This window comes from Moorella mulderi DSM 14980, assembly GCF_001594015.1.
Lineage (GTDB): Bacteria > Bacillota > DSM-521 > Neomoorellales > Neomoorellaceae > Neomoorella > Neomoorella mulderi.
In genome coordinates, this window is sequence record NZ_LTBC01000007.1 from 50,381 (window position 1) to 70,748 (window position 20,368).

Consider the following 20,368-nt stretch of genomic DNA (forward strand, 5'->3'; position numbering starts at 1 on the left):
TTTTACCTCACAACCTTCATACTCCGGCGGAAGGCCAGGTTAAAGGTGAGGAGTTCCAGGTTGACGGAAAGGTCAACATTGCGGAGTTCGATGTGCTCCGGTACATTGAGCACCCGGGGGGCAAAGTTTAATATTCCCTGGATGCTTGTCTCAACCAGCTGGTCGGCGACGTCCTGGGCATATTCCGCCGGTACGGCAATGATGGCGATCTGGGCCTTTTCCCGTTCGATAATTTCCTTCAGGCGCTCCATGGGGTAGACTTCAACGCCGTTCAAGCGGTAGCCGATTTTATGGGGAGCATTGTCAAAAATGCCTACCACCTTAAAACCGCGCTCGCGAAAGCCACCGTACATGGACAGGGCCGTACCCAGGTTGCCGGCACCGATGATGACCACCGACCAGGTGGTGTTGAGACCCAAGATCTTGATGATATGCCAGTAAAGATCTTTTACATTATACCCCACCCCACGGGTACCAAATTCGCCAAAATAGGCCAGGTCCTTGCGCACCTGGGCCGGGCTCACGCCAACACCGTCGGCTATTTCCCCCGAAGAGATGGTTGTCACTCCCCGCCGGTCGACCTGGGCCAGGTAGCGGGAATAAACTGAAAGCCGTATAATGGTTGCCTCTGGAATTTTGAGGGTCTTCACCTTAACCTGCCCCCTTGATGGCTAAATATCACCTTGCACAAGTTATATTTTAAAGATATTCGCTACCGGCAGGTAAAATCCTCTTTTTTGAGCTTCTTAAGCCATTCTCTGGCGTCTGCCACCATGTACAATGATCCTGTTACACAGATGAGGTCAGACGGCCCGGCAATATGCAAAGCGCGGTTCAGGGCTTCAGGGATACTTTCAATAACTTCTACCTGTTCAACATACCGGCGCGCAAAGCCCGCAAGGGACTGCCACTCCCCGGCGCGGGGATTATTGGGCCGGGTGACAATTACCGCTGCAGCCTTTGGGGCCAGCTCGGCCACTACCTTTTCGCGCTCTTTGTCGGCCAGCATCCCCAGGACCAGGATTAGCTGCCGGTAGGAGAATATTTCTTCCAGGGCCCGGCGGAGAGTCCCAGCCCCGTCAACGTTATGGGCGCCATCGATGACTACCATGGGTTCCCGGTGCATAATTTCCAGCCGCCCTGGCCAGGAGGCCTGCGCCAGGCCATGACGGATATGAGCCGCCGTGACCCCAAGGCCATGGTGGCGCACGGCCGCTTCGACCACAGTGACGGCTATGGCGGCATTTTCCAGCTGGTGCCTGCCCAGCAGGGGGGTTCTAAGGCCTTTATAAGTTCCCAGCAGGCCCTGCAGGTCAAACTCGCCCCCGGCCAGGGACACCCGGCGTTCCTGCCAGGTGACATCCCGGCCCACGCGGTAAAGGGTGGCCCCCTTTTCCCGGCAGGTACGGCTGATCACTTCCAGGGCCTCGGGGCGATGGGCCGCAGTCACCACGATGCCGCCTTCCTTGATAATCCCGGCCTTGACCCTGGCTATTGCAGCTATATTGTTCCCCAGGTACTGCATGTGATCCATACCCACATTGGTGATGACACTTACCAGGGCAGAATCAATAACATTGGTAGAATCAATGGCCCCCCCGAGGCCGACCTCCAGGACCGCCAGGTCAGCACCCTCCTCGGCAAAATATTTCAGGGCCGCTGCCGTACTTACTTCAAATTCCGTCGGGTGTTCATAACCTGCGGCCACCATCGCCTCTAATACTGGCTTAAACCATGTCAGGAGGGCTGCCAGGCGCTCTTCTGGGATAGGCACGCCATTAATCCGCATCCGTTCGGTATAGGAATGAAGGTGAGGAGAAGTAAAAAGACCTATCCGGTAACCGGCCTGCTCCAGGATACTGGCAACCATGGCGGCTACCGAACCCTTGCCGTTGGTCCCGCCAATATGGATAAACCGCAACCGTTCCTGGGGCGAACCGCAGCGGCGGGTGAGCTCTTTAATCCGCTCCAGGCCAAGATTACAGCCAAACTTTGTCAGCTGCCTTAGAAATTCCAGTGCTTCCCTATAGTTCACCCCCTTCGCCTCCTAACCCTGGAGGAAGCTCAGGCGCTGGCTCAAAGCCGCTACCTTGCTCTTTAATTCCGCCGCCTTGGCTTCTTCCTTGGCCACAATGGCCGCCGGGGCCTTGGTGCGGAAGTCGACCCTGGCCAGTTTCTTTTCCACCTTTTCTAGCTCGGCCCGGGTATTTTGCAGTTCCTTCTCCAGGCGGGCCTGTTCCTTTTCCAGGTCAATGAGGCCGGCCAGGGGCAGGAAGACCTGTACGCCGCCGGTGACCGCCGTTGCCGCCCGGGCGGGTGGCTGGGGTAAAGCAGCCTTCACCTCCACCGGGCTGGCTGCCGCCAGTACCTCCAGGTAACCGGAGGCCTCCTGTAAAGTTTGCCGGTCTTCGCCTGAGGCCGTTACCAGGATGACCCCGGCCGACCGTCCCGGGGGTACATTCATTTCGCTGCGCAGGTTGCGGATGGCCCTGATGACAGCCATTACGAGTTCCATGGCCTTCTCCGCGTCATTGTCATCCCGCTCCGGCAAAACCCGGGGCCAGGAGCTGATCATGATACTCTCCCTTTTCCCCGGTAAGTGCTGCCATATCTCTTCGGTAATAAAGGGCATAAAGGGATGGAGGAGCTGGAGGCTTTTACCCAGGACTTCCACCAGGACTCCCTGGGCCACCTGCCTGGCTTTTTGATCCTTGCCGTACAGGCGGGGTTTGATTAGTTCAATATACCAGTCGCAAAATTCCCCCCAGAAAAAGTCATATAGGAGCCGGGCCACCTCGCCGATTTCATAGGCCTCGAGGCCCTCCGTGACCTCGCGAATAAGCCCGTTTAAACGGCTTAAAATCCAGCGGTCGGGCAGGGCCAGATCTTTTGGCTCAAGGGGAACGGGTTTAAAGTCCTCCAGGTTCATGAGGGCAAAGCGGGCCGCATTCCAGATTTTATTGGTGAAATTGCGGGTGCCCTCTAGGCGTTCGGGGTGAAAACGCAGGTCGTTCCCCGGCGTATTGCCGGTAACCAGCATAAAGCGCAGGCAGTCGGCCCCGTATTTTTCAATTACCTCCATGGGATCGACGCCGTTACCCAGGGATTTGCTCATCTTCCGCCCTTGCGCATCCAGGACGAGGCCATGGATGAAAACCTCCCGGAAGGGCACCTGGCCCATGAACTCCAGGCCCATGAAAAGCATCCGGGCAACCCAGAAAAAGATGATATCCCGGCCTGTTACCAGGACGGAAGTAGGATAGAAAGTTTTCAGTTCCGGGGTATCTTCCGGCCAGCCCAGGGTGGAAAAGGGCCAGAGGGCGGAACTGAACCATGTATCCAGGACATCGGGATCCTGTTCCAGGGCCGTACTGCCGCAGGCGGGACACTCCTCAGGATCTGCTACGGCGCAAATTTCTTCACCGCACTGCTGGCAGTACCAGACAGGAATACGGTGGCCCCACCAGAGCTGGCGGGAAATGCACCAGTCACGGATATTCTCCAGCCAGTTCAGGTATATTTTCGTGAAGCGTTCCGGGATAAAACGGACCTTACCTTCTTTCGCCGCCTGGATGGCCGGCGCGGCCAGGGGAGCCATGCGCACGAACCACTGGGGTGAAACCAGGGGCTCCACCACGGTGCCGCAACGGTAACAATGCCCTACGGCATGGGTATGGTCTTCCACCTTGACCAGGAAGCCCTTATTTTTCAGGTCTTCAACTATTCTCTGGCGGCAGGCGTAGCGTTCCATGCCCGCGTAGGGACCGGCCTCTTCCGTCATCACCGCATCCTTGCCGATGACGGTAATGGCGGGAAGGTTATGCCGGGCCGCCACTTCAAAGTCATTGGGATCATGGGCCGGGGTTATCTTGACGGCGCCGGTGCCAAAGGAAGGATCGACGTAGCTGTCGGCGATGAGGGGGATTTCCCGGTTAACCAGGGGAAGAACCAGGGTTTTCCCGATCAACCCCCGGTAACGCTCGGCCTCGGGGTTCACGGCTACGGCCGTATCGCCCAGCATGGTTTCCGGCCGGGTGGTGGCCACGGTAATACCACCGCTGCCGTCTTTAAAGGGATAGCGGATATACCAGAGACGGCCGGCTTCCTCTTCATGCTCAACTTCAATGTCGGAAATGGTGGTGTGGCAGCGGGGGCACCAGTTGATAATATAGTTGCCCCGGTAAATAAGGCCCTTTTCATAGAGGCGGACAAAGACCTCGCGCACGGCCCGGGAACAGCCCTCGTCCATGGTAAAGCGCTCCCGGCTCCAGTCGCAGGAGGTGCCTAAGAGGCGCAGCTGCCTGGTAATGCGGTTGCCGTACTCGTTTTTCCAGGCCCAGACGCGTTCCAGGAACTTCTCCCGGCCCAGGTCATACTTGCTCAAGCCCTCTTTGGCCAGCTCTTCTTCCACCCGGGCCTGGGTGGCTATGCCGGCATGGTCGGTACCCGGCACCCACAGGGTGGCATCCCCCCGCATGCGGTGCCAGCGGGTGAGGATGTCCTGGAGGGTATTGTCCAGGGCATGGCCCAGGTGCAGGCTCCCGGTAACGTTGGGCGGGGGCATAACTATGCTGAAGGGTTGCTGGCCTGCTGCCGGCAGGGGACCGCGAAAATAGCCTGCTTCAGTCCAGTAGCGGTACCATTTTTCTTCTACGGCTTTAGGATCGTAGACCTTATCTAGCGCAGCCAAAACGCTTGCCTCCTTACCTACAAAAAACCCCCATCCGCCCGGACGGACGAGGGGAGATAAGCCATAACGGCACTCTCTACCGTACTATCTTACCGATTTCTGGCTCTTACTGTCAAGTATTGTCTGTTATTCTTCCTTCCTCACCAGGGCTTCCTTCAGGACTTCATCCATATGCTCCACCAGGATGAAGTTGAGCTTGCGCCGGATATTGGCCGGGATGTCCTCCAGGTTTTTTTCATTCTCCCGGGGGAGGATAATGTTTTTGACACCGGCCCGGTGGGCCGCCAGGACCTTTTCTTTAATACCGCCTACCGGCAACACCCGGCCGCGCAGGGTTATCTCGCCCGTCATGGCGAGATTACCCTTCACCGGTACACCGGTGAGGGCCGAGGCCATGGCCGTAGCCATGGTAATCCCCGCCGAAGGCCCGTCTTTGGGGATGGCCCCCTCGGGTACGTGGATGTGCAGGTCATGCTTCTCATGGAAGTCTGCTTCCAGCCCCAGGGTGTCGGCCCGGGAACGGATATAGCTGAAGCCGGCGTATGCGGATTCTTTCATGACATCGCCGAGTTTCCCCGTCAGGGTAAGGTTACCCTTACCCTTCATGACGGAAACTTCTACATTGAGCACCTCGCCGCCGACTTCCGTCCAGGCCAGCCCGTTGGCCACCCCTACCACCTCATTCTGGAAGGCTTCCGTGTGCCGGTAACGGGGAATACCCAGGTACTCTTCCAGATTCCCGGCGGTAATTCTAACTGCTTTAGTTTTACCGCTGACAATATCCCGGGCCGTCTTGCGGCAAATGGTGGCAATCTGCCGCTCCAGGTTGCGCACCCCGGCTTCCCGGGTGTATTCCCGTACAATCCGGCGCAGGGCATTTTCTGATATTTCCAGCTGGTCCTTTTTCAGGCCGTGTTCTTTGATTTGTTTGGGCAATAAGTGCAAAGCAGCGATTTTAACCTTTTCCTCTTCGGTATAACCCGGGATGCGGATAACCTCCATCCGGTCGAGGAGCGGGCGCGGGATGGAGTATTCGACGTTGGCCGTGGTAATAAACATGACCCTGGAGAGATCAAAGGGAGCTTCAATATAGTGATCGCTGAACATATGGTTCTGTTCCGGGTCCAGGACCTCCAGCAGGGCCGAAGCCGGGTCGCCGCGAAAGTCGCTGCTCAGTTTATCAATTTCATCCAGTAAAAAGACCGGGTTCCTGGTACCTGCCTGCTTCATGCCCTGGATTATCCGCCCCGGCAGGGCGCCCACATAGGTGCGCCGGTGGCCTCTGATCTCGGCCTCATCCCGCACCCCGCCTAAAGATATGCGCACAAACTTGCGCTGCAGGGCCCGGGCAATGGATTTGGCCAGGGACGTCTTGCCTACTCCTGGCGGCCCGACAAAGCAGATAATGGGACCTTTCATTTTCTTAGCCAGCTGGCGGATGGCCAGGTATTCCAGAATGCGGTCCTTGACTTCTTTTAAGCCATAGTGATCCTCATCAAGGATGCGCTCGGCCACCTTTACATCCAGGCGGTCCCGGGTTTGCTTGTTCCACGGCAGGCTCAAAAGCCAGTCCAGGTAGTTGCGAACAACCGTTGTCTCAGCAACCATGGGCGGCATTTTTTCCAGGCGTTCGACTTCCTTTAAAGCCCGCTCCCGCACGTCTTTGGGCAGCCTGGCTGCTTCAATTTTCTGCCGCAGTTCCTCGGCCTCGGCTACCCTTTCATCTTTTTCCCCCAGCTCTTTCTGGATGGCTTTAATCTGCTCACGCAGGTAGTACTCCTTCTGGGTCTTTTCCATCTGCTTGCGGACGCGTAAGTTGATCTTCCGTTCCAGTTCCAGGATTTCCTTTTCCTTGGCCAGGATTTCGCACAGGAGGTTCAGGCGTTCTTTAATGTCTACAGCTTCCAGCACGGCCTGTTTATCAGTCAGTTTAAGGTTAAGGTGGGAAGCCACCACATCGGCCAGCCGCCCCGGTTCCTCCAGGCTGACGACGGCCACCACCGTCTCCGGGGGTATTCTTTTGGACATCTTGACATAGGTCTCAAATTCATCGATCAGGCAGCGCATGAGGGCTTCGATTTCGCTGGAAGTTTCGGCAGGCTCCGGGGCTTCCTCAACTTCAACTTTAAGGAAGGGATCATAGCTCAAATATTCCCTGATCTTTCCCCGCCGGATACCCTCAACGAGGATGCGAATGGTGCCGCCGGGTAATTTTAATAATTGCTTTATCTCAGCTATGGTCCCGGTAGTATAAATATCATCTTCCCCGGGATCGTCATCCTGGGCCTCCTTTTGCATGGCCAGGAAAATAACCCGGTCCCTTAGCATTGCCTCCTCAATGGCACTGACCGAACGCTCCCGCCCGACATCCAGGTGAATTACCGTGTAAGGAAAAACAATAACCCCTCGCAGGGGCAACAGGGGAAGGATTCGACTCAAACTTTACACCTCCAGGGTGCTCCCTCGTATATACTTTTATCTCTCCAGGTAATTATTCGAGTATATTCTACGGCATTATTCGTCTTATTGCAATAGCTTTAGCAGCTTAACGGGCGGGAGGGCAAAGGTGAAGCGCTTAAAACCTGGGGCCGGGCTTTGAAGCTTTCATGGCCGCTGACCTTTGCCCGCGGCATTAAGGCCTGTTCCAGGACCTCGTTGACCGTCTGCACAGGCACTACCTGGATATCCGGCAAAGAGCGGTATATTTCCTGCCAGTTATCTTTAGGAATGAGCACTTTTTTCGCCCCGGCAAGGCGGGCAGCTTCTACCTTGGCAACCACACCGCCCACCGGCCGGACGGCACCCCGGATAGAAACTTCCCCGGTCATGGCAACCAGGTTGTTAACCGGTATGTCCGTAAAGGCGGAATAAGCGGCCGTTAACATGCTGATACCGGCGGAAGGCCCATCTACCGGTACTCCCCCGGGAAAATTAAGGTGAATATCATAATCCCGTACATCTACCTGTAAGAGCTTGCGTAAGACAGTCAGGACATTATCCACCGCATTGCGGGCCATGCTCCGGCGCCGCACCCGGCGGCCGTCGCTACTTCCGCTTTCTTCTTCCTCGATGACGCCCGTAACGGTAACCTGGCCGCGGCGGTGGCCGGCAAAATTAACACTGGCTTCCAGCTCGACGAGAAGGCCCATATTGGGACCGTAGACGGCCAGGGCGTTAACCACGCCCACCTGGGGCTCAACTGGAACCCGGCCGTCCTGGCGCGGGGTATACTGGCAGCTGGTTACCACCCATTCCACATCCTCGCGGGTAATCTCCTGGCGCTTTTCCGTAATGGCCAGGCCTGCTGCCAGCTGCACCATGTTAACGGCTTCGCGGCCGTTGGTGGCATACTGCTTGATTACTTCCACGGCGGCCGGGGCAATGGTTAAGTTTATCTTCCTGGCCGCATTGCGGACGATGGTGCCGATCTCTTCCGCGAGCAGGGGGCGGAAAAAGACTTCCAGGCAGCGTGAGCGGATGGCGGCCGGGATCTCCTGGGGCAAACGGGTAGTGGCTCCTACCAGGCGAAAATCGGCCGGCAGGCCGTTCCGGAAGATATCATGGATATGGCTGGGGATATTGCTGTCTTCCGAACTGTAATAAGCGCTTTCCAGGATCACTTTCCGGTCTTCCAGGACCTTGAGCAGCTTGTTAATCTGGATGGGGTGCAGTTCGCCAATTTCATCAATAAACAGGATACCTCCGTGGGCGCGGGTGACGGCCCCGGGTTTGGGCTGGGGAATACCGGCCATTCCCAGGGGGCCGGCCCCCTGGTAGATGGGGTCATGCACGGAACCAATCAGGGGATCGGCAATGCCCCGTTCATCAAAACGCGAGGTCGCCCCGTCTACTTCCACAAACTGAGCCGTCTCTTTAAAGGGGGAGTGGGGGTTTTTCTTGGCTTCTTCCAGGACCAGGCGGGCCGCTGCCGTCTTGCCTACCCCCGGCGGCCCGTAGATAATAACGTGCTGGGGGTTGGGACCACAGAGGGCGGCCCGGAGCGCTTTAAGGCCCTCCTCCTGGCCGATTATCTCCTCAAAAGTAGTGGGCCGGGTCTTTTCCGCCAGGGGTTCCGACAGGGATATTTCCCGCATCCGCTGGAGTTTCTCCAGTTCTTTACGGGACTCTTTCTCGACAGCCACCCGGTTGCCCTGCTGGTTGCGCAAAAGGTTCCAGAAATAGAGGCCGATTATCACGGCAAAAAATATCTGGATAAAGCTTAAGAATCCTCCCAGACCCTGACCCCATTCATACATTGGTCTTTACTCCTTTCCGGATATCTCTATCACCTAAAGTTTATCCGGAAAGGAAGATTTTATCCAAAAAGGCGGTGGCTTGCCCGCCACCGCCTTGCCATCAGGCCGTTTCTTCTTTTTTCTTCTTCCTTTCTACCGTCAATAGCAGGGGTTCTTCCTTACGCAGGACTACATCTTTAGTGACGATACACTTGCTGATGTTGCTCCGGGAAGGTATTTCATACATTACGTCCAGCATTATCTCTTCCAGGATCGCCCTTAAGCCCCGGGCACCGGTTTCCCGTTTCAGGGCCTCTTTAGCAATGGTCCGCAGGGCGTCTTCTTTGAATTCCAGGGTGACCCCGTCAATTTCAAACAACTTCTGGTACTGCTTCACCAGGGCGTTGCGTGGTTCTGTCAGCACCCGGACCAGGGCATCTTCGTCCAGGGCATCCAGGGTGACGATAACCGGCAGGCGGCCGACAAACTCGGGGATTAACCCGTACTTCAACAGGTCGACCGGCTGGACCTGCTTTAAGATATCGCCCACCTGGATATCCTTTTTGCCGCGGATTTCCGCACCAAAGCCCATGGTCTTCTGGGAGATGCGGTTTTTGATAATTTTATCCAGGCCGTCGAAGGCACCGCCGCAAATGAAAAGGATATTGGTGGTATCCAGCTGGATGAACTCCTGGTGGGGGTGCTTGCGTCCCCCCTGGGGAGGTACGCTGGCAATGGTCCCTTCCAGGATCTTGAGAAGGGCCTGCTGGACACCTTCACCCGACACGTCCCGGGTAATGGACGGGTTTTCCGACTTGCGGGCGATTTTATCTATTTCATCGATATAGACGATACCCTTTTCCGCCTTCTCCACATCGTAGTCGGCCGCCTGGATGAGCTTTAACAGGATGTTCTCCACATCCTCGCCCACATAGCCGGCTTCCGTGAGGGAAGTTGCGTCGGCAATGGCAAAGGGTACATTCAGGATCCTGGCCAGGGTCTGGGCCAGGAGAGTTTTACCACTACCGGTGGGCCCGAGCATGATGATGTTGCTCTTCTGGAGTTCGACGTCATCCATCTTCATGCCCAGGTTGATGCGCTTGTAGTGGTTGTAAACGGCTACGGACAGGGCCTTTTTGGCCTTATCCTGGCCGATGACGTACTGGTCGAGGATTTCCCGGATCTCTTTGGGTTTGGGCAACTCACCCATTTCCAGGTTCAGGTCCTCGCTCAACTCTTCCTCGATTATCTCATTGCATAGCTCAATGCATTCGTCGCAAATATAGACACCAGGGCCGGCGACCAGCTTTTTGACCTGGTCCTGAAGTTTACCACAGAAGGAGCACTTCAGCTGGCCCTTATCGTCGGTGTATTTATACGTGATGTTAGTTCACCTCGCTGTCCCTATTTACCGGGCAACTCGCGCTTGGTGATCACCTCATCGATTAAACCGTACTCTTTCGCTTCCTGGGCGGTCATGAAATGATCGCGGTCGGTGTCCCTGGCGATCTGTTCCACCGGTTTACCGGTAATATCGCTTAAAATACGGTTTAATGTATCCCGGATGGCCAGGATACGCCTGGCATGGATTTCGATATCCACAGCCTGCCCCTGGGTACCACCCATAGGCTGGTGAATCATGATTTCACTGTGGGGCAGGGCAAAGCGCTTACCTTTAGCGCCGGCAGCCAGGAGAAAAGCGCCCATGCTGGCTGCCAGGCCGACGCAAATAGTTGAAACATCGGGGCGGATATACTGCATGGTATCAAAGATAGCCATCCCGGCCGGGATGGAACCACCCGGACTGTTGATATACAGGTGGATATCTTTATCGGGATCTTCTGCCTCCAGGAATAGCATCTGGGCAATCACCAGGTTGGCTACATGATCGTCGATGGCGCTTCCCAGGAAGATAATCCGGTCTTTCAGCAAGCGGGAATAAATGTCGTAGGCCCGCTCGCCCCTGTTGGTCTGCTCAACTACTACTGGTACCAGGATTGACACTCCTTACCCACCTCCGTGGTAAAAATTCCTTCCACAACCTCTTCCCCTTAATAGTCTTCTTTCCCTAGCCTTCAGTTGCAGCAGTTTCTCCTGTCTCCCTGCTTTCTCCTGTCTCCCTGTCCCCGCCTTCCCGGGGTGGTACCGCCACACTGTGCTCTACCAGAAAATCAATGGTCTTTTTAATCATTATATCGTATTTCAAGAAAGACAGGTAGTCAAGATTCTGTTGCAATTCAGCTGGATCCTGGCGGGTAATCCTGGCCATCTTTTCAATTTCATCCCGGAGTTCTTCTTCTGTAGCCTCGATATTTTCCGCCCTGGCGATAGCTTCCAGCACCAGCTCGGTCTTAACGTCCTTTTCCGCCTCCGGCCGGAAGTCCTGCTCCAGCTCATCCATATTCTTTCCCGTAGCATTCAAAAATTCTTCCAGGGTTATCTTCCTTAATTGCAGGTTGCGTTCCAGTTCCCTGATGCGGGTTTCGATCCGCCGTTTAACCATGACTGCCGGTAAATCCACCGTGGCTGCCGCCACGGCCTTTTCCACTACGGCCCGCCTTACGGCAGCATCAATCTCCTGCCGCCGCCTCTCTTCCAGCCGGCGGCGGATATCCTGGCGCAGTTCGGCCAGGGTCTCGCACTCGCTGACATCTTTAGCGAATTCATCGTCCAGGGGGGCCAGCTCTTTCCGTTTAATGCCCCGGATGGTAACCTGGAAGATGGCTTCCTTGCCCGCCAGGTCTTCTTGATGGTAGTCGGCAGGGAAGGTCACATTAACGGTACGTTCCTCGTTTACCCGGGCGCCCACCAGCTGTTCTTCAAAGCCGGGGACAAAAGTACCCGAGCCCAGTTCCAGAGGGTAATTATTGCCTTCTAAACCTGGATAAGGCTCACCATCTACCGTTCCCTTAAAATCAATGCTGACAATATCCCCCACTGCCGCCGGTTCATCTTCGATAATCTTGAGGGTCGCATTGCGTTCCTGCAAGTTTTTCAGGTAGGCGTCGATATCCTCTTCGGTAACTCTTACTTCCGGCCGTTCCACTTCGAGGCCCTTGTAGGTGCCCAGGTGGACTTCCGGCTTGACTTCTACTCTGGCCTTGAAGATTAAAGGCTCGCCTTCCTCCACCTTGACTATTTCCACTTCCGGGCGATCGATGGGTTCCAGCTTGTGTTCGGCCACTGCTTCTTCATAGGCCGGTGGAATAACAATTTCCGCTGCCTCATTATAGATAGGCTCTTTGCCGATATACCGTTCCAGGATAAAACGCGGAGCCTTACCTTTCCTGAACCCCGGGATGTTTACCTGCTTTACCAGGCGGCGGTAAGCTTGATCCAGGGCTTTCTGCACCCTGGGGGCTTCCACTTCAATTTCCAGAAGTACCTGGTGCTTATCTAACTTCTCGACGGTTGCCTTCATTAATTACTTGCTCCTCCCTGCTCCCGACTACTGGACGCCATTCATTATGACCATCCATTTAGCTTAAAATACTATCAGGCTTTTATTTCGCCGCTTTGCCTGGCTTTTCCTGCCGCCCTTATGAAAAAATAAGCCAGTAGAATAACACCTCGGACAGGTAAATACCCGATCCGAGGTTGCCCAAGCCAAAAATATGGAGCGGAAGACGGGATTTGAACCCGCGACCCTCGCCTTGGCAAGGCGATGCTCTACCGCTGAGCTACTTCCGCCCGTTATTCAGGCACTACCACGCTTTCCGTAGCGATATATTAGCAGATAGCCCCGGTTCTGTCAAGTTTTCTGCCCGCCGGGCTGTGACAATTTAACTCACCGGTCAGGTTGAATAATCTCCCCATCAGCCACGTTAATCAGGCCTCTACGCTCCTCTTCAATCTCTTGTAAGAGATTGTGAACCAGGATGTTAACCTGGCCTTCGATTAACCTCAAGAGATAGTTTTTATAGGTTGCTGGCAAATTCTTGCGGCGCAGGTAATCGTCCAGGAGGGCTTCCAGTACTTCCTGGTTAACAAGTTTATCCCGGCAGGTCATCTTATTCATTAATTTACCCCTTCCCGGCAATGATCACATGCGCGCAGCAACCGTCATAAATAATAAAAAATAAAGGACAGCCCGCATCGCTAAAGGCCGCCCCTGTCTTAATGCTAAAAATATAGCAGCATCAAAGTACCGGCAGCCTGGCGATCTTAGCTCTTCCAGCCTTAGACCCATGGCTTTGCGTCCCCCCCTTTCGGTGGGGTTTGCCTTTAGCGGTAACATTTTACTACGCTATTCGACATCTATGCCTTTTTTACTGCAAAATATACCAATTTTTTGTGGCTAAAAAAATAACCCGGTGCAATCCGGGTGTGGTAAGGTATATATTTAATAAGGAGGTCAGAGGGCTTTGCTCGACTTTATAATAGCACCCCGCCGTTATAATTGTATTAAGCCCTCTTTAAAAATGAATTAAATTTAAACTAAGGCTGGATTAAGTGCCGGACTTTTGCCGGTTAACGATCCTCAATTTGCTCACCCCTGGCCAGGCTCTCTAAGAGCTTCACCCGGCCGGCGACGTTGTTGAGGTGCTCCAGCATGGCATTGCGCGCTTCCCGCGGCCGTCTTTTGCTGATGTTTTCCAATATTTTCCGGTGTTCAATCACCACCAGGTCCCGGTGCCATGGTAAGGTCCTGCCGTAGCGTAAACTTAATTGAAAATACTGCCGTATGATATGCTCGATAGTGGTAGCAGTCTGGATAAAAATAGGATTTTTGGTAGCTAAGGCTATGCTGTTATGAAACTGGTAATCAGGTTCGATGGTAATTTCTCCCCTGGTTATCTCTTCTTCCAGCCTTTTTTCTGCCGCTTCCATGGCCTCAAGGTCCGCCTCGTCGCTCCTTTCGGCTGCCAGGGCAGCAGCCTCGGCTTCTAGCGCCCGGCGAAACTCCACCCAGGAAAGGAGCTGCTGGTATTCCACTTCGTTTAATTGTGCCATCAGGTCCTCCGGTTCCAGGGGAAAGCGCTTGACATAAATGCCATTGCCGTGTCTTATCTCCAGGATGCCGCTGGAAGCCAGGACAGAGAGGCCTTCCCTTAAAGTAGGAGTGCCCACGCCAAACATTTCGCTCAATTCTTGAACGGGCGGCAAGCGGTCCCCTACTTTATACTCCCCGGTTTTGATCAACCGGGTAATGCGCTCTACCACTTCTTCATACATTTTCTTCTTGCGTATGACTAGCCCGTTTTTCATGGTTATTCACGCACCCATACCAAAATGTTCCCACTAAGACCTCGCTGTCCTCTTACCCGCAAGTTAAGGCCGCTCGCGGTGTTATGCAAGTTTAAGCCTTTGAACCAAGGTCCAGGCGACTTATAGCCGGCCTGGACCTCCCACTATAGTACTTCTAATGCTTTCTAGCCTCAACCTGCGCCAGTTTTTCGTAGAAGCGTATGATAGCCCCATGGTCCGCGTCACCCAGGCCGTCAACCTTCAAGGCCTGCAGAATTTCCATAACCACCGAAGTCAGGGGCAGAGGTACTCCCACCTCATGCCCGGCAGCCAGGGCATTGGCCAGGTCTTTGATATGCAAATTAATCCGGAAACCGGGCTTGAACTGACCGGCCAGCACCAGGGGCGCCTTAGCGTCCAGGACCGTGCTCCCGGCCAGGCCGCCGCGGATGGCCTGGTAGACCAGTTCCGGGTCGACGCCGGCTTTGGTGGCCAGGACCAGGGCCTCGGACATGGCGGCAATGTTCAGGGCGACAATGATCTGGTTGGCCAGTTTGGTCACATTGCCGGCGCCGATGTCACCGACGCGGACCACGGAAGATCCCATGGCCTTTAATATATTATAACATTCATCGAAGTCTTCCTGCTTACCTCCGACCATTATCGACAGGGTACCGTCGATGGCCTTGGGTTCACCACCGCTCACCGGCGCATCCAGCATACGCACGCCCTTTTCGGCCAGCTTACCGGCTATTTCCCTGCTGACCAGGGGGTCGATGGAGCTCATATCGATCAGGATGGAACCAGGGCGGGCTCCCTCAAGCAAGCCATCCGGCCCCAGGACAGCCTCCCTGACGTGGGGGGAATTGGGCAGCATGGTGATAAATTTATCGCAGCGTTCGGCCACCTCCCGGCAGGATACGGCCGGTTCCGCACCGGCGGCAACCACTTCTTCTACCGCTTCTCTGATGATATCATAGACCACCAGCTCATAGCCAGCCTTCAGCAGGTTTTTACTCATAGGTTTGCCCATGATGCCCAGGCCGATGAAGCCAATCTTACTCATCTTTTTACCCCTTTCGCTAGAATTTTTGCTTGCTCTTAATACCGCCAGGCGCCACCCTCTTTATGGGGGCTAACGCACTCCCCAAATTAACCCAGGCTGTACCCGTACTCCGCCACCCAGTCTAAAGATTTGCGGGTGTCCGGTACCGGAATGTATTCCAGGGACACATAACCCTTATAACCGGCGTTGTCCAGCTCCCGCAGCAAGAAAGGATAATTAATCTCGCCCGTTCCCGGCTGGTGCCGGCCGGGGTTGTCGGCGATCTGGATGTGGCCGATCTTTGGCAGATGCTCGCGCAGGATAACCGTTAGATTTCCTTCCTCTTTCTGGGCGTGATAAATGTCGTACTGTAAATAAACGTTGGGCATGTCAACCTCGGCAAGCAGTTGCAAAACCTGTCCGGTCGTGTTAAGTAAGAAACCCGGTACGTCGTAATGGTTTAAGGGTTCCACCATGAGGTTTAAGCCATGTTCTCCCAGAACTCCAGCCGCATAGCGGACGTTGTCCACGAGCGCCTGCCACTGCTCTGCAAAAGTGAAGGCGTCTAACCTCTTGCCGGCCAGGCAGTTCAACCGCGGTACACCCAGGGCGCGGGCCCAGGTGACGGCCTGCTTTACTCCTTCCCGGAACTCATCCTTGCGCTTCGGGTCAGCGGCAATGCCCCGCTCGCCAGCGGACCAGTCGCCGGCGGGCAGGTTGAAGAGCACCACCTCGAGGTTGTTTTCTTCTACCGCCCCTTTAATCGCGTCCATGCTGTACTCATACGGGAAAAGAAACTCCACTGCTTTAAAGCCTGCTTCCCTGGCGGCCTTAAAGCGCTCCGGGAAAGGCACTTCGGTGAACAGCATGGTTAGATTGGCGGCGAATTTTGGCATATTTTTAACGCCTCCTTTTAGGTTATATCTCGTCCATTTGATATGGTTCTTTACGACATTTGCTTAACCCCCTTTCACTGAAACCAGGAACCAAACGGGTATAAAAAACCCTGGTAGGGAAGTTAGCTATTCAAAAATAAACCCCGTACCGCAGTATTGCTCCGTTTAAAGCTAATATATTTTCCGCTTTGCAGTATTCCGTCAAGCCATTAGAACTGGAAATAATATAGCCTCCTCCCTTGCCCACCTTCTCGAGCTTCTCTTTGGCCTCTAATACCGTCTCTTCGGGAGTACCCATTGTTAAGGTATAATGCAGGTCCATGTTGCCAATCAGGCAGAGCTTATCTCCCCATTCTTCCTTCACCTGGAAGATATCAACGGCACCGTGCTCTAGATTGGCAATGGCACAGATGTTTAACTCTTCCACCAGATCTTTAAGCATAGGCAGAGGATTGCCATCAGTATGGTATATCCTGGGAATGGCTATATGATCAACGACCTTTTTCATATGGGGCAGCATATATTTCCGAAAGTGTTCCGGCGAAAACATCGGTCCCCATTTAAAAGCTATGTCCTCGGAAATATAGGCTGCATCGAAACCTAAATCATTGACCAGCTCAATGACCTTAATGCACCACTCGCCGATCAATTCCATACTCTCTTCGATAAAACCGGGGTCGTCATAAAGGGCATAGGAGAAGTTTTCATATCCCATGCTGTTGTACGTGTTGCTTAATCCCACCCTGATACCGGCAATGGCCGCCAGGCCGTTTTGCCGGGCAAAGGACAAAAGTTCTTCGGCACCCCTGTAAAAATCCGGATTCTCAGGGTCGGGCAGAAATTCCTTTAAAGCCTTTAAGTCGTCCCTGGTCTTGAGCAGGCCTTCCTTCAATTGTTCTACATCGCCGTTCTTTTCCATGATGGCATAAAAGGGGGGCCTGAAGTTATACGTTATGGTATCGAGGCAGAGAATTTTATATAAATCCGGTGGGGTGCGCCAGCCCGGCGGTAAATCGGTCTTGCGCCCGACAATCCTGTCGGCAAGACCCCGGTGAACGTAACTCTCAAACCACGGCACCCTGTCGGGCTGCTGTCTTTTCAATGCAGTAAGGAATCTTTCTCGGGAAGACATGGGCTTCATGGAAATATCTCCTTTCAAAAAATAAAGCTATCTACGGGAAGGGAAGGGTTACAACCTTTTATTGCAATGTTATATTCAGGTCTTTAATCAGCTTGCCGAAATAGTCATAGGCCTCTTTGAAGAATTTCTGATATTCTTCGGGACCCATATAAAGGATGGGCTGATTGAGATTCTTCATCGACTCTTTAAACTCGGGATCTTCGCTTACCTTTTTCAGCACGCCAGCCAGATAATCAACCACTTCTTTAGGAGTTCCGGCCGGAGCGGCAATACCCTTCACCGAGCCCCAACTGTAGAAGTTTATGCCCTGTTCTTTTAATGTCGGCACGTCCGGGAAGGCGGGATCGCGCTCCGGTAGATCTACAGCCAGAGGACGCAGCCTGCCAGCCTGAATATGTGGCGCCACTTCGTTGCCGGAACCGCCGCCTACGATGGCATGCCCGCCGATCAGGTCGGTAATGGCCTGGGCGCCACCCTGATGGGGTATGGGAACGATGTTAATGCCAGTAACTTTGCCGATCCCGCGCATGGTGATATTGACGTTGCCCGTAGCCGTCGATACGCTGGCGGTGACGGGCTGATTACTAGTTTTAGCCCAATCAATAAGCTCCTTCATTGATTTAAACTGGGAGTTGCCAGGGACACAAATAATGGTTGAGTGGATCGACATCCTTGCAATAGGCGTGAAATCCTTCAGAGGATCGTAGGGTACTTTTTGCAACTGGGGACCGATCAAGTCTTCCCCTGAACCGTAGCCTATCATTAAGGTGTAACCGTCGGGCTTGGAAGTTTTGACAAATTCCCGACCTACAACAGCGCCAGCGCCCGGTTTGTTAACAATCATGACGGGCTGCGGGCAGTATTTGGTCCACACCTTTTCAATGGCCCGGGCCAGGGCATCGGTAGAACCGCCTGCCGCATAAGGAACGATAATGGTGATGGGTTTTTCTGGATATTTACTGCTTGTTGCCGCAGCCCCTTCGTTCTTCTCTTGAGAAGGGGTATTGTTCTGAGTAGCAGATTTACCGCCGCAGCCGCTGGCAATAAGGAGCACCAGCAGGGCGACCATCAACAGACCCAATATTCTCCAGGCTTTCTTACGATACATTTTAATTCTCTACCCCTTTCCATTAAGTTTATTTCCCGTAGATAGCTTTACGAAGGCTGTATTAAACTTCGCCGGTGCTCATTTCCGGCGAAACCTTCGACCTTTTTCGCTGACGTAACGATTGCAGACCTTGTGCAATCACCAGAGCTATAAAGATAGCGAACAAAGTCGCCGCTATTGGTCGGGTAAAAAAGATGGCCATACTGCCGCCCGACATCAAAAGAGACTGCCTTAAAGAATTCTCAATTATGGGGGCAAGTACAAAGGCTAAAGGTAACGGACCCGGCTCAAAATCGAGTTTGCGCATAAAATAGCCCAGGAGGCCGAAGAACAGTAAGGCATATATATTGAAGGTATCGTTGGCAATGCTGTAGACGCCTACACAGGTGAACAATACCACCGCCGGTGCCAGAATCCCAAAAGGAACCTTCAAAAGTTGAACCCAGAGACCCACAAGGGGTAGATTGAGGGCCAACAACATCAGATTGCCTATATACATCGAAGCGATAACTCCCCAAAAGACGTCGGCGTGCTCTTTTACCAGGAAAGGTCCGGGTGTTACCCCCTGGATCATCAGCGCTGCAAAAATCATGGCGATAGAGGCATTACCGGGGATACCCAGGGTTAACAGGGGTATAAATGAGGCGCTAGAGGCAGCGTTATTCGCGGATTCCGGACCTGCTACACCGCAGATGGCCCCCTGGCCGAATTCTTCCGGTTTCTTGGAGCACCTCTTTTCCACGGCGTAGGACGCCAAGGAAGCAATTACGGCCCCACCGCCGGGAAGGATGCCAACGAAAAAGCCGATTAACGAACCGCGAATAATCGCCCATTTCGCTTCTATGAAATCTTTTATGGTAGGAAAAACTTTGCCGATTTTTGTAGTTACAATCTCACCTTTAATGTTTTGTTCCAGGCTATATAAAATCTCGCCGATGCCGAATACCCCCATGGCCAGAGTTACAAAATCAAAACCGCCTTGAAGGCCTATAATTCCACCGGCAAAACGGACCTTACCGGTAATGGGATCAAGACCGACGCTCGCCAGCAAAAGACCGATGAGTAAGGCAATAAGCCCCTTTACTATGGACGATCCCGAAAGAAATACCGCCAGCAAGAGCCCCACAAGGGTGAGGGCAAAGTACTCCGGGGGCCCAAAGCGCAGGGCAAATTCGGCCAGGGGAGGGGCGACTATGCTCAAACCAATCACCCCGATAGTGCCGGCGATAAAAGAGCCAATGGCGGCAATTCCCAACGCCGCTCCTGCCCGACCTTTCAAAGCCATTTTATAGCCATCTATCGCGGTAACTACCGATGCCGCCTCACCCGGCAAGTTAAGGAGAATCGAAGTCGTCGACCCGCCGTACATCGAACCGTAATAAATTCCGGCCAAAAAAATTATTGATGTCGCCGGTGAACTCATTTTATAAACTACCGGTAAGAGTAGTGATATTGTAGCCGCCGGGCCGAGGCCGGGAAGGACGCCGATGGCCGTGCCGAGCAAGCAGCCTAAAAAGGCAAATAAAAGGTTGTAGCCCTGCAGGGCAATGGAGAATCCGTTAAAAAGACCTTCAAAAATGCCCATTACTTGCCCCCCTATAGAGCGAAAATGCCTGCCGGAAGCGGGACCCCCAGCATATGCTCAAAAATTAAATATAATGAAATGGTCCCGAAGACGGAAATAACCAATGTTTTCAACCATTTTTCATGCTCCAAAAGCTTTTCCCATACCAGAAGAAATATAAAAGTAGCAAGTAAATATCCTAATTTTTCCATAATAAAGCCGTATAATCCTATAATTATGACAGCTATTAAGGGATTTACCCATTGCAGGGGTTCCCAAAAAGGTTGCGGCCGGTCATCAGCACCCAAATTACTGATTACCAGCACCAGGCTGAATATTACCATCAGTAAACTGTACCAAAAGGGCAAAAAGCCAGAATCCGGATTATGATAATTTCCAAGTTTAAGCACCATAACAGAGTCGACCATTATAGCCACGCCAACGATGATTAAAAAGACGCCCGTGGTCCTTATATGTTTCTTCACCGCCACCACCCCCGGCT

General features: G+C 53.7%; 16 protein-coding genes, 1 tRNA gene and 1 riboswitch. All 17 genes read right to left on the bottom strand.

The genetic code is table 11. The annotated features are described in order from the left end of the window. Positions 1-2 precede the first annotated feature (2 nt). Positions 3-650, bottom strand: coding sequence for a redox-sensing transcriptional repressor Rex (locus MOMUL_RS09720; protein WP_062284505.1), 648 nt, complete (start codon positions 648-650; stop codon positions 3-5). Positions 651-712: 62 nt separating this feature from the next. Further along, positions 713-2,035, bottom strand: coding sequence for a bifunctional folylpolyglutamate synthase/dihydrofolate synthase (locus tag MOMUL_RS09725; RefSeq protein ID WP_062284507.1), 1,323 nt, complete (start codon positions 2,033-2,035; stop codon positions 713-715). Positions 2,036-2,047: 12 nt separating this feature from the next. Further along, positions 2,048-4,690 carry a valine--tRNA ligase gene (locus MOMUL_RS09730; protein WP_062284509.1) on the bottom strand — a complete coding sequence of 881 codons (2,643 nt, stop codon included), beginning with the start codon at positions 4,688-4,690 and terminating at the stop codon, positions 2,048-2,050. 126 nt (positions 4,691-4,816) lie between these two features. Continuing rightward, on the bottom strand, positions 4,817-7,129 hold the full coding sequence (gene lon / locus MOMUL_RS09735) for an endopeptidase La (protein WP_062284510.1): 2,313 nt from the start codon (positions 7,127-7,129) through the stop codon (positions 4,817-4,819). Positions 7,130-7,227: 98 nt separating this feature from the next. Continuing rightward, positions 7,228-8,946, bottom strand: coding sequence for an ATP-dependent protease LonB (lonB, locus tag MOMUL_RS09740; RefSeq protein ID WP_062284512.1), 1,719 nt, complete (start codon positions 8,944-8,946; stop codon positions 7,228-7,230). Positions 8,947-9,046: 100 nt separating this feature from the next. Then, complete coding sequence (gene clpX / locus MOMUL_RS09745; RefSeq protein ID WP_062284514.1) at positions 9,047-10,309, bottom strand: ATP-dependent Clp protease ATP-binding subunit ClpX; 1,263 nt, start codon at positions 10,307-10,309, stop codon at positions 9,047-9,049. Between the two features lie 20 nt (positions 10,310-10,329). Then, positions 10,330-10,929 (bottom strand): ATP-dependent Clp endopeptidase proteolytic subunit ClpP, encoded by a 600-nt coding sequence (clpP, locus tag MOMUL_RS09750; protein ID WP_062284515.1) that lies wholly within the window; start codon positions 10,927-10,929, stop codon positions 10,330-10,332. 64 nt (positions 10,930-10,993) lie between these two features. After that, positions 10,994-12,346 carry a trigger factor gene (gene tig / locus MOMUL_RS09755; RefSeq protein ID WP_062284517.1) on the bottom strand — a complete coding sequence of 451 codons (1,353 nt, stop codon included), beginning with the start codon at positions 12,344-12,346 and terminating at the stop codon, positions 10,994-10,996. Positions 12,347-12,540: 194 nt separating this feature from the next. Then, positions 12,541-12,615: transfer RNA gene (locus MOMUL_RS09760), tRNA-Gly, on the bottom strand. A gap of 97 nt (positions 12,616-12,712) precedes the next feature. Continuing rightward, on the bottom strand, positions 12,713-12,943 hold the full coding sequence (locus tag MOMUL_RS09765; protein WP_062284519.1) for a hypothetical protein: 231 nt from the start codon (positions 12,941-12,943) through the stop codon (positions 12,713-12,715). A gap of 128 nt (positions 12,944-13,071) precedes the next feature. Continuing rightward, positions 13,072-13,158: riboswitch (cyclic di-GMP riboswitch) on the bottom strand. Between the two features lie 237 nt (positions 13,159-13,395). Beyond that, positions 13,396-14,133: a FadR/GntR family transcriptional regulator gene (locus MOMUL_RS09770; RefSeq protein WP_062284520.1), complete on the bottom strand. Its 738-nt coding sequence runs from the start codon at positions 14,131-14,133 to the stop codon at positions 13,396-13,398. 154 nt (positions 14,134-14,287) lie between these two features. After that, on the bottom strand, positions 14,288-15,178 hold the full coding sequence (garR, locus tag MOMUL_RS09775; RefSeq protein ID WP_062284522.1) for a 2-hydroxy-3-oxopropionate reductase: 891 nt from the start codon (positions 15,176-15,178) through the stop codon (positions 14,288-14,290). 86 nt (positions 15,179-15,264) lie between these two features. Further along, positions 15,265-16,053, bottom strand: a complete 789-nt coding sequence (hyi, locus tag MOMUL_RS09780) for a hydroxypyruvate isomerase (protein WP_062284524.1) — start codon at positions 16,051-16,053, stop codon at positions 15,265-15,267. 130 nt (positions 16,054-16,183) lie between these two features. Continuing rightward, positions 16,184-17,131: a uroporphyrinogen decarboxylase family protein gene (locus MOMUL_RS09785; protein WP_161484997.1), complete on the bottom strand. Its 948-nt coding sequence runs from the start codon at positions 17,129-17,131 to the stop codon at positions 16,184-16,186. 121 nt (positions 17,132-17,252) lie between these two features. Beyond that, the gene (locus MOMUL_RS09790; protein ID WP_084785579.1) at positions 17,253-18,302 is read right to left on the bottom strand and encodes a tripartite tricarboxylate transporter substrate binding protein; all 1,050 of its coding nucleotides are present in this window, start codon (positions 18,300-18,302) and stop codon (positions 17,253-17,255) included. Between the two features lie 61 nt (positions 18,303-18,363). Further along, positions 18,364-19,887, bottom strand: a complete 1,524-nt coding sequence (locus tag MOMUL_RS09795; protein WP_062284530.1) for a tripartite tricarboxylate transporter permease — start codon at positions 19,885-19,887, stop codon at positions 18,364-18,366. An 11-nt stretch (positions 19,888-19,898) separates the two neighbouring features. Continuing rightward, on the bottom strand, positions 19,899-20,351 hold the full coding sequence (locus MOMUL_RS09800) for a tripartite tricarboxylate transporter TctB family protein (protein ID WP_054936291.1): 453 nt from the start codon (positions 20,349-20,351) through the stop codon (positions 19,899-19,901). Between the last annotated feature and the right edge of the window lie 17 nt (positions 20,352-20,368).

Coding starts and splice junctions, on each gene's coding strand:
- lonB (WP_062284512.1), bottom strand. CDS start 8,946: ATGTATGAATGGGGTCAGGGTCTGGGAGGATTCTTAAGCTTTATCCAG.
- tig (WP_062284517.1), bottom strand. CDS start 12,346: ATGAAGGCAACCGTCGAGAAGTTAGATAAGCACCAGGTACTTCTGGAA.
- MOMUL_RS09765 (WP_062284519.1), bottom strand. CDS start 12,943: ATGAATAAGATGACCTGCCGGGATAAACTTGTTAACCAGGAAGTACTG.
- MOMUL_RS09770 (WP_062284520.1), bottom strand. CDS start 14,133: ATGAAAAACGGGCTAGTCATACGCAAGAAGAAAATGTATGAAGAAGTG.
- garR (WP_062284522.1), bottom strand. CDS start 15,178: ATGAGTAAGATTGGCTTCATCGGCCTGGGCATCATGGGCAAACCTATG.
- hyi (WP_062284524.1), bottom strand. CDS start 16,053: ATGCCAAAATTCGCCGCCAATCTAACCATGCTGTTCACCGAAGTGCCT.
- MOMUL_RS09790 (WP_084785579.1), bottom strand. CDS start 18,302: ATGTATCGTAAGAAAGCCTGGAGAATATTGGGTCTGTTGATGGTCGCC.
- MOMUL_RS09795 (WP_062284530.1), bottom strand. CDS start 19,887: ATGGGCATTTTTGAAGGTCTTTTTAACGGATTCTCCATTGCCCTGCAG.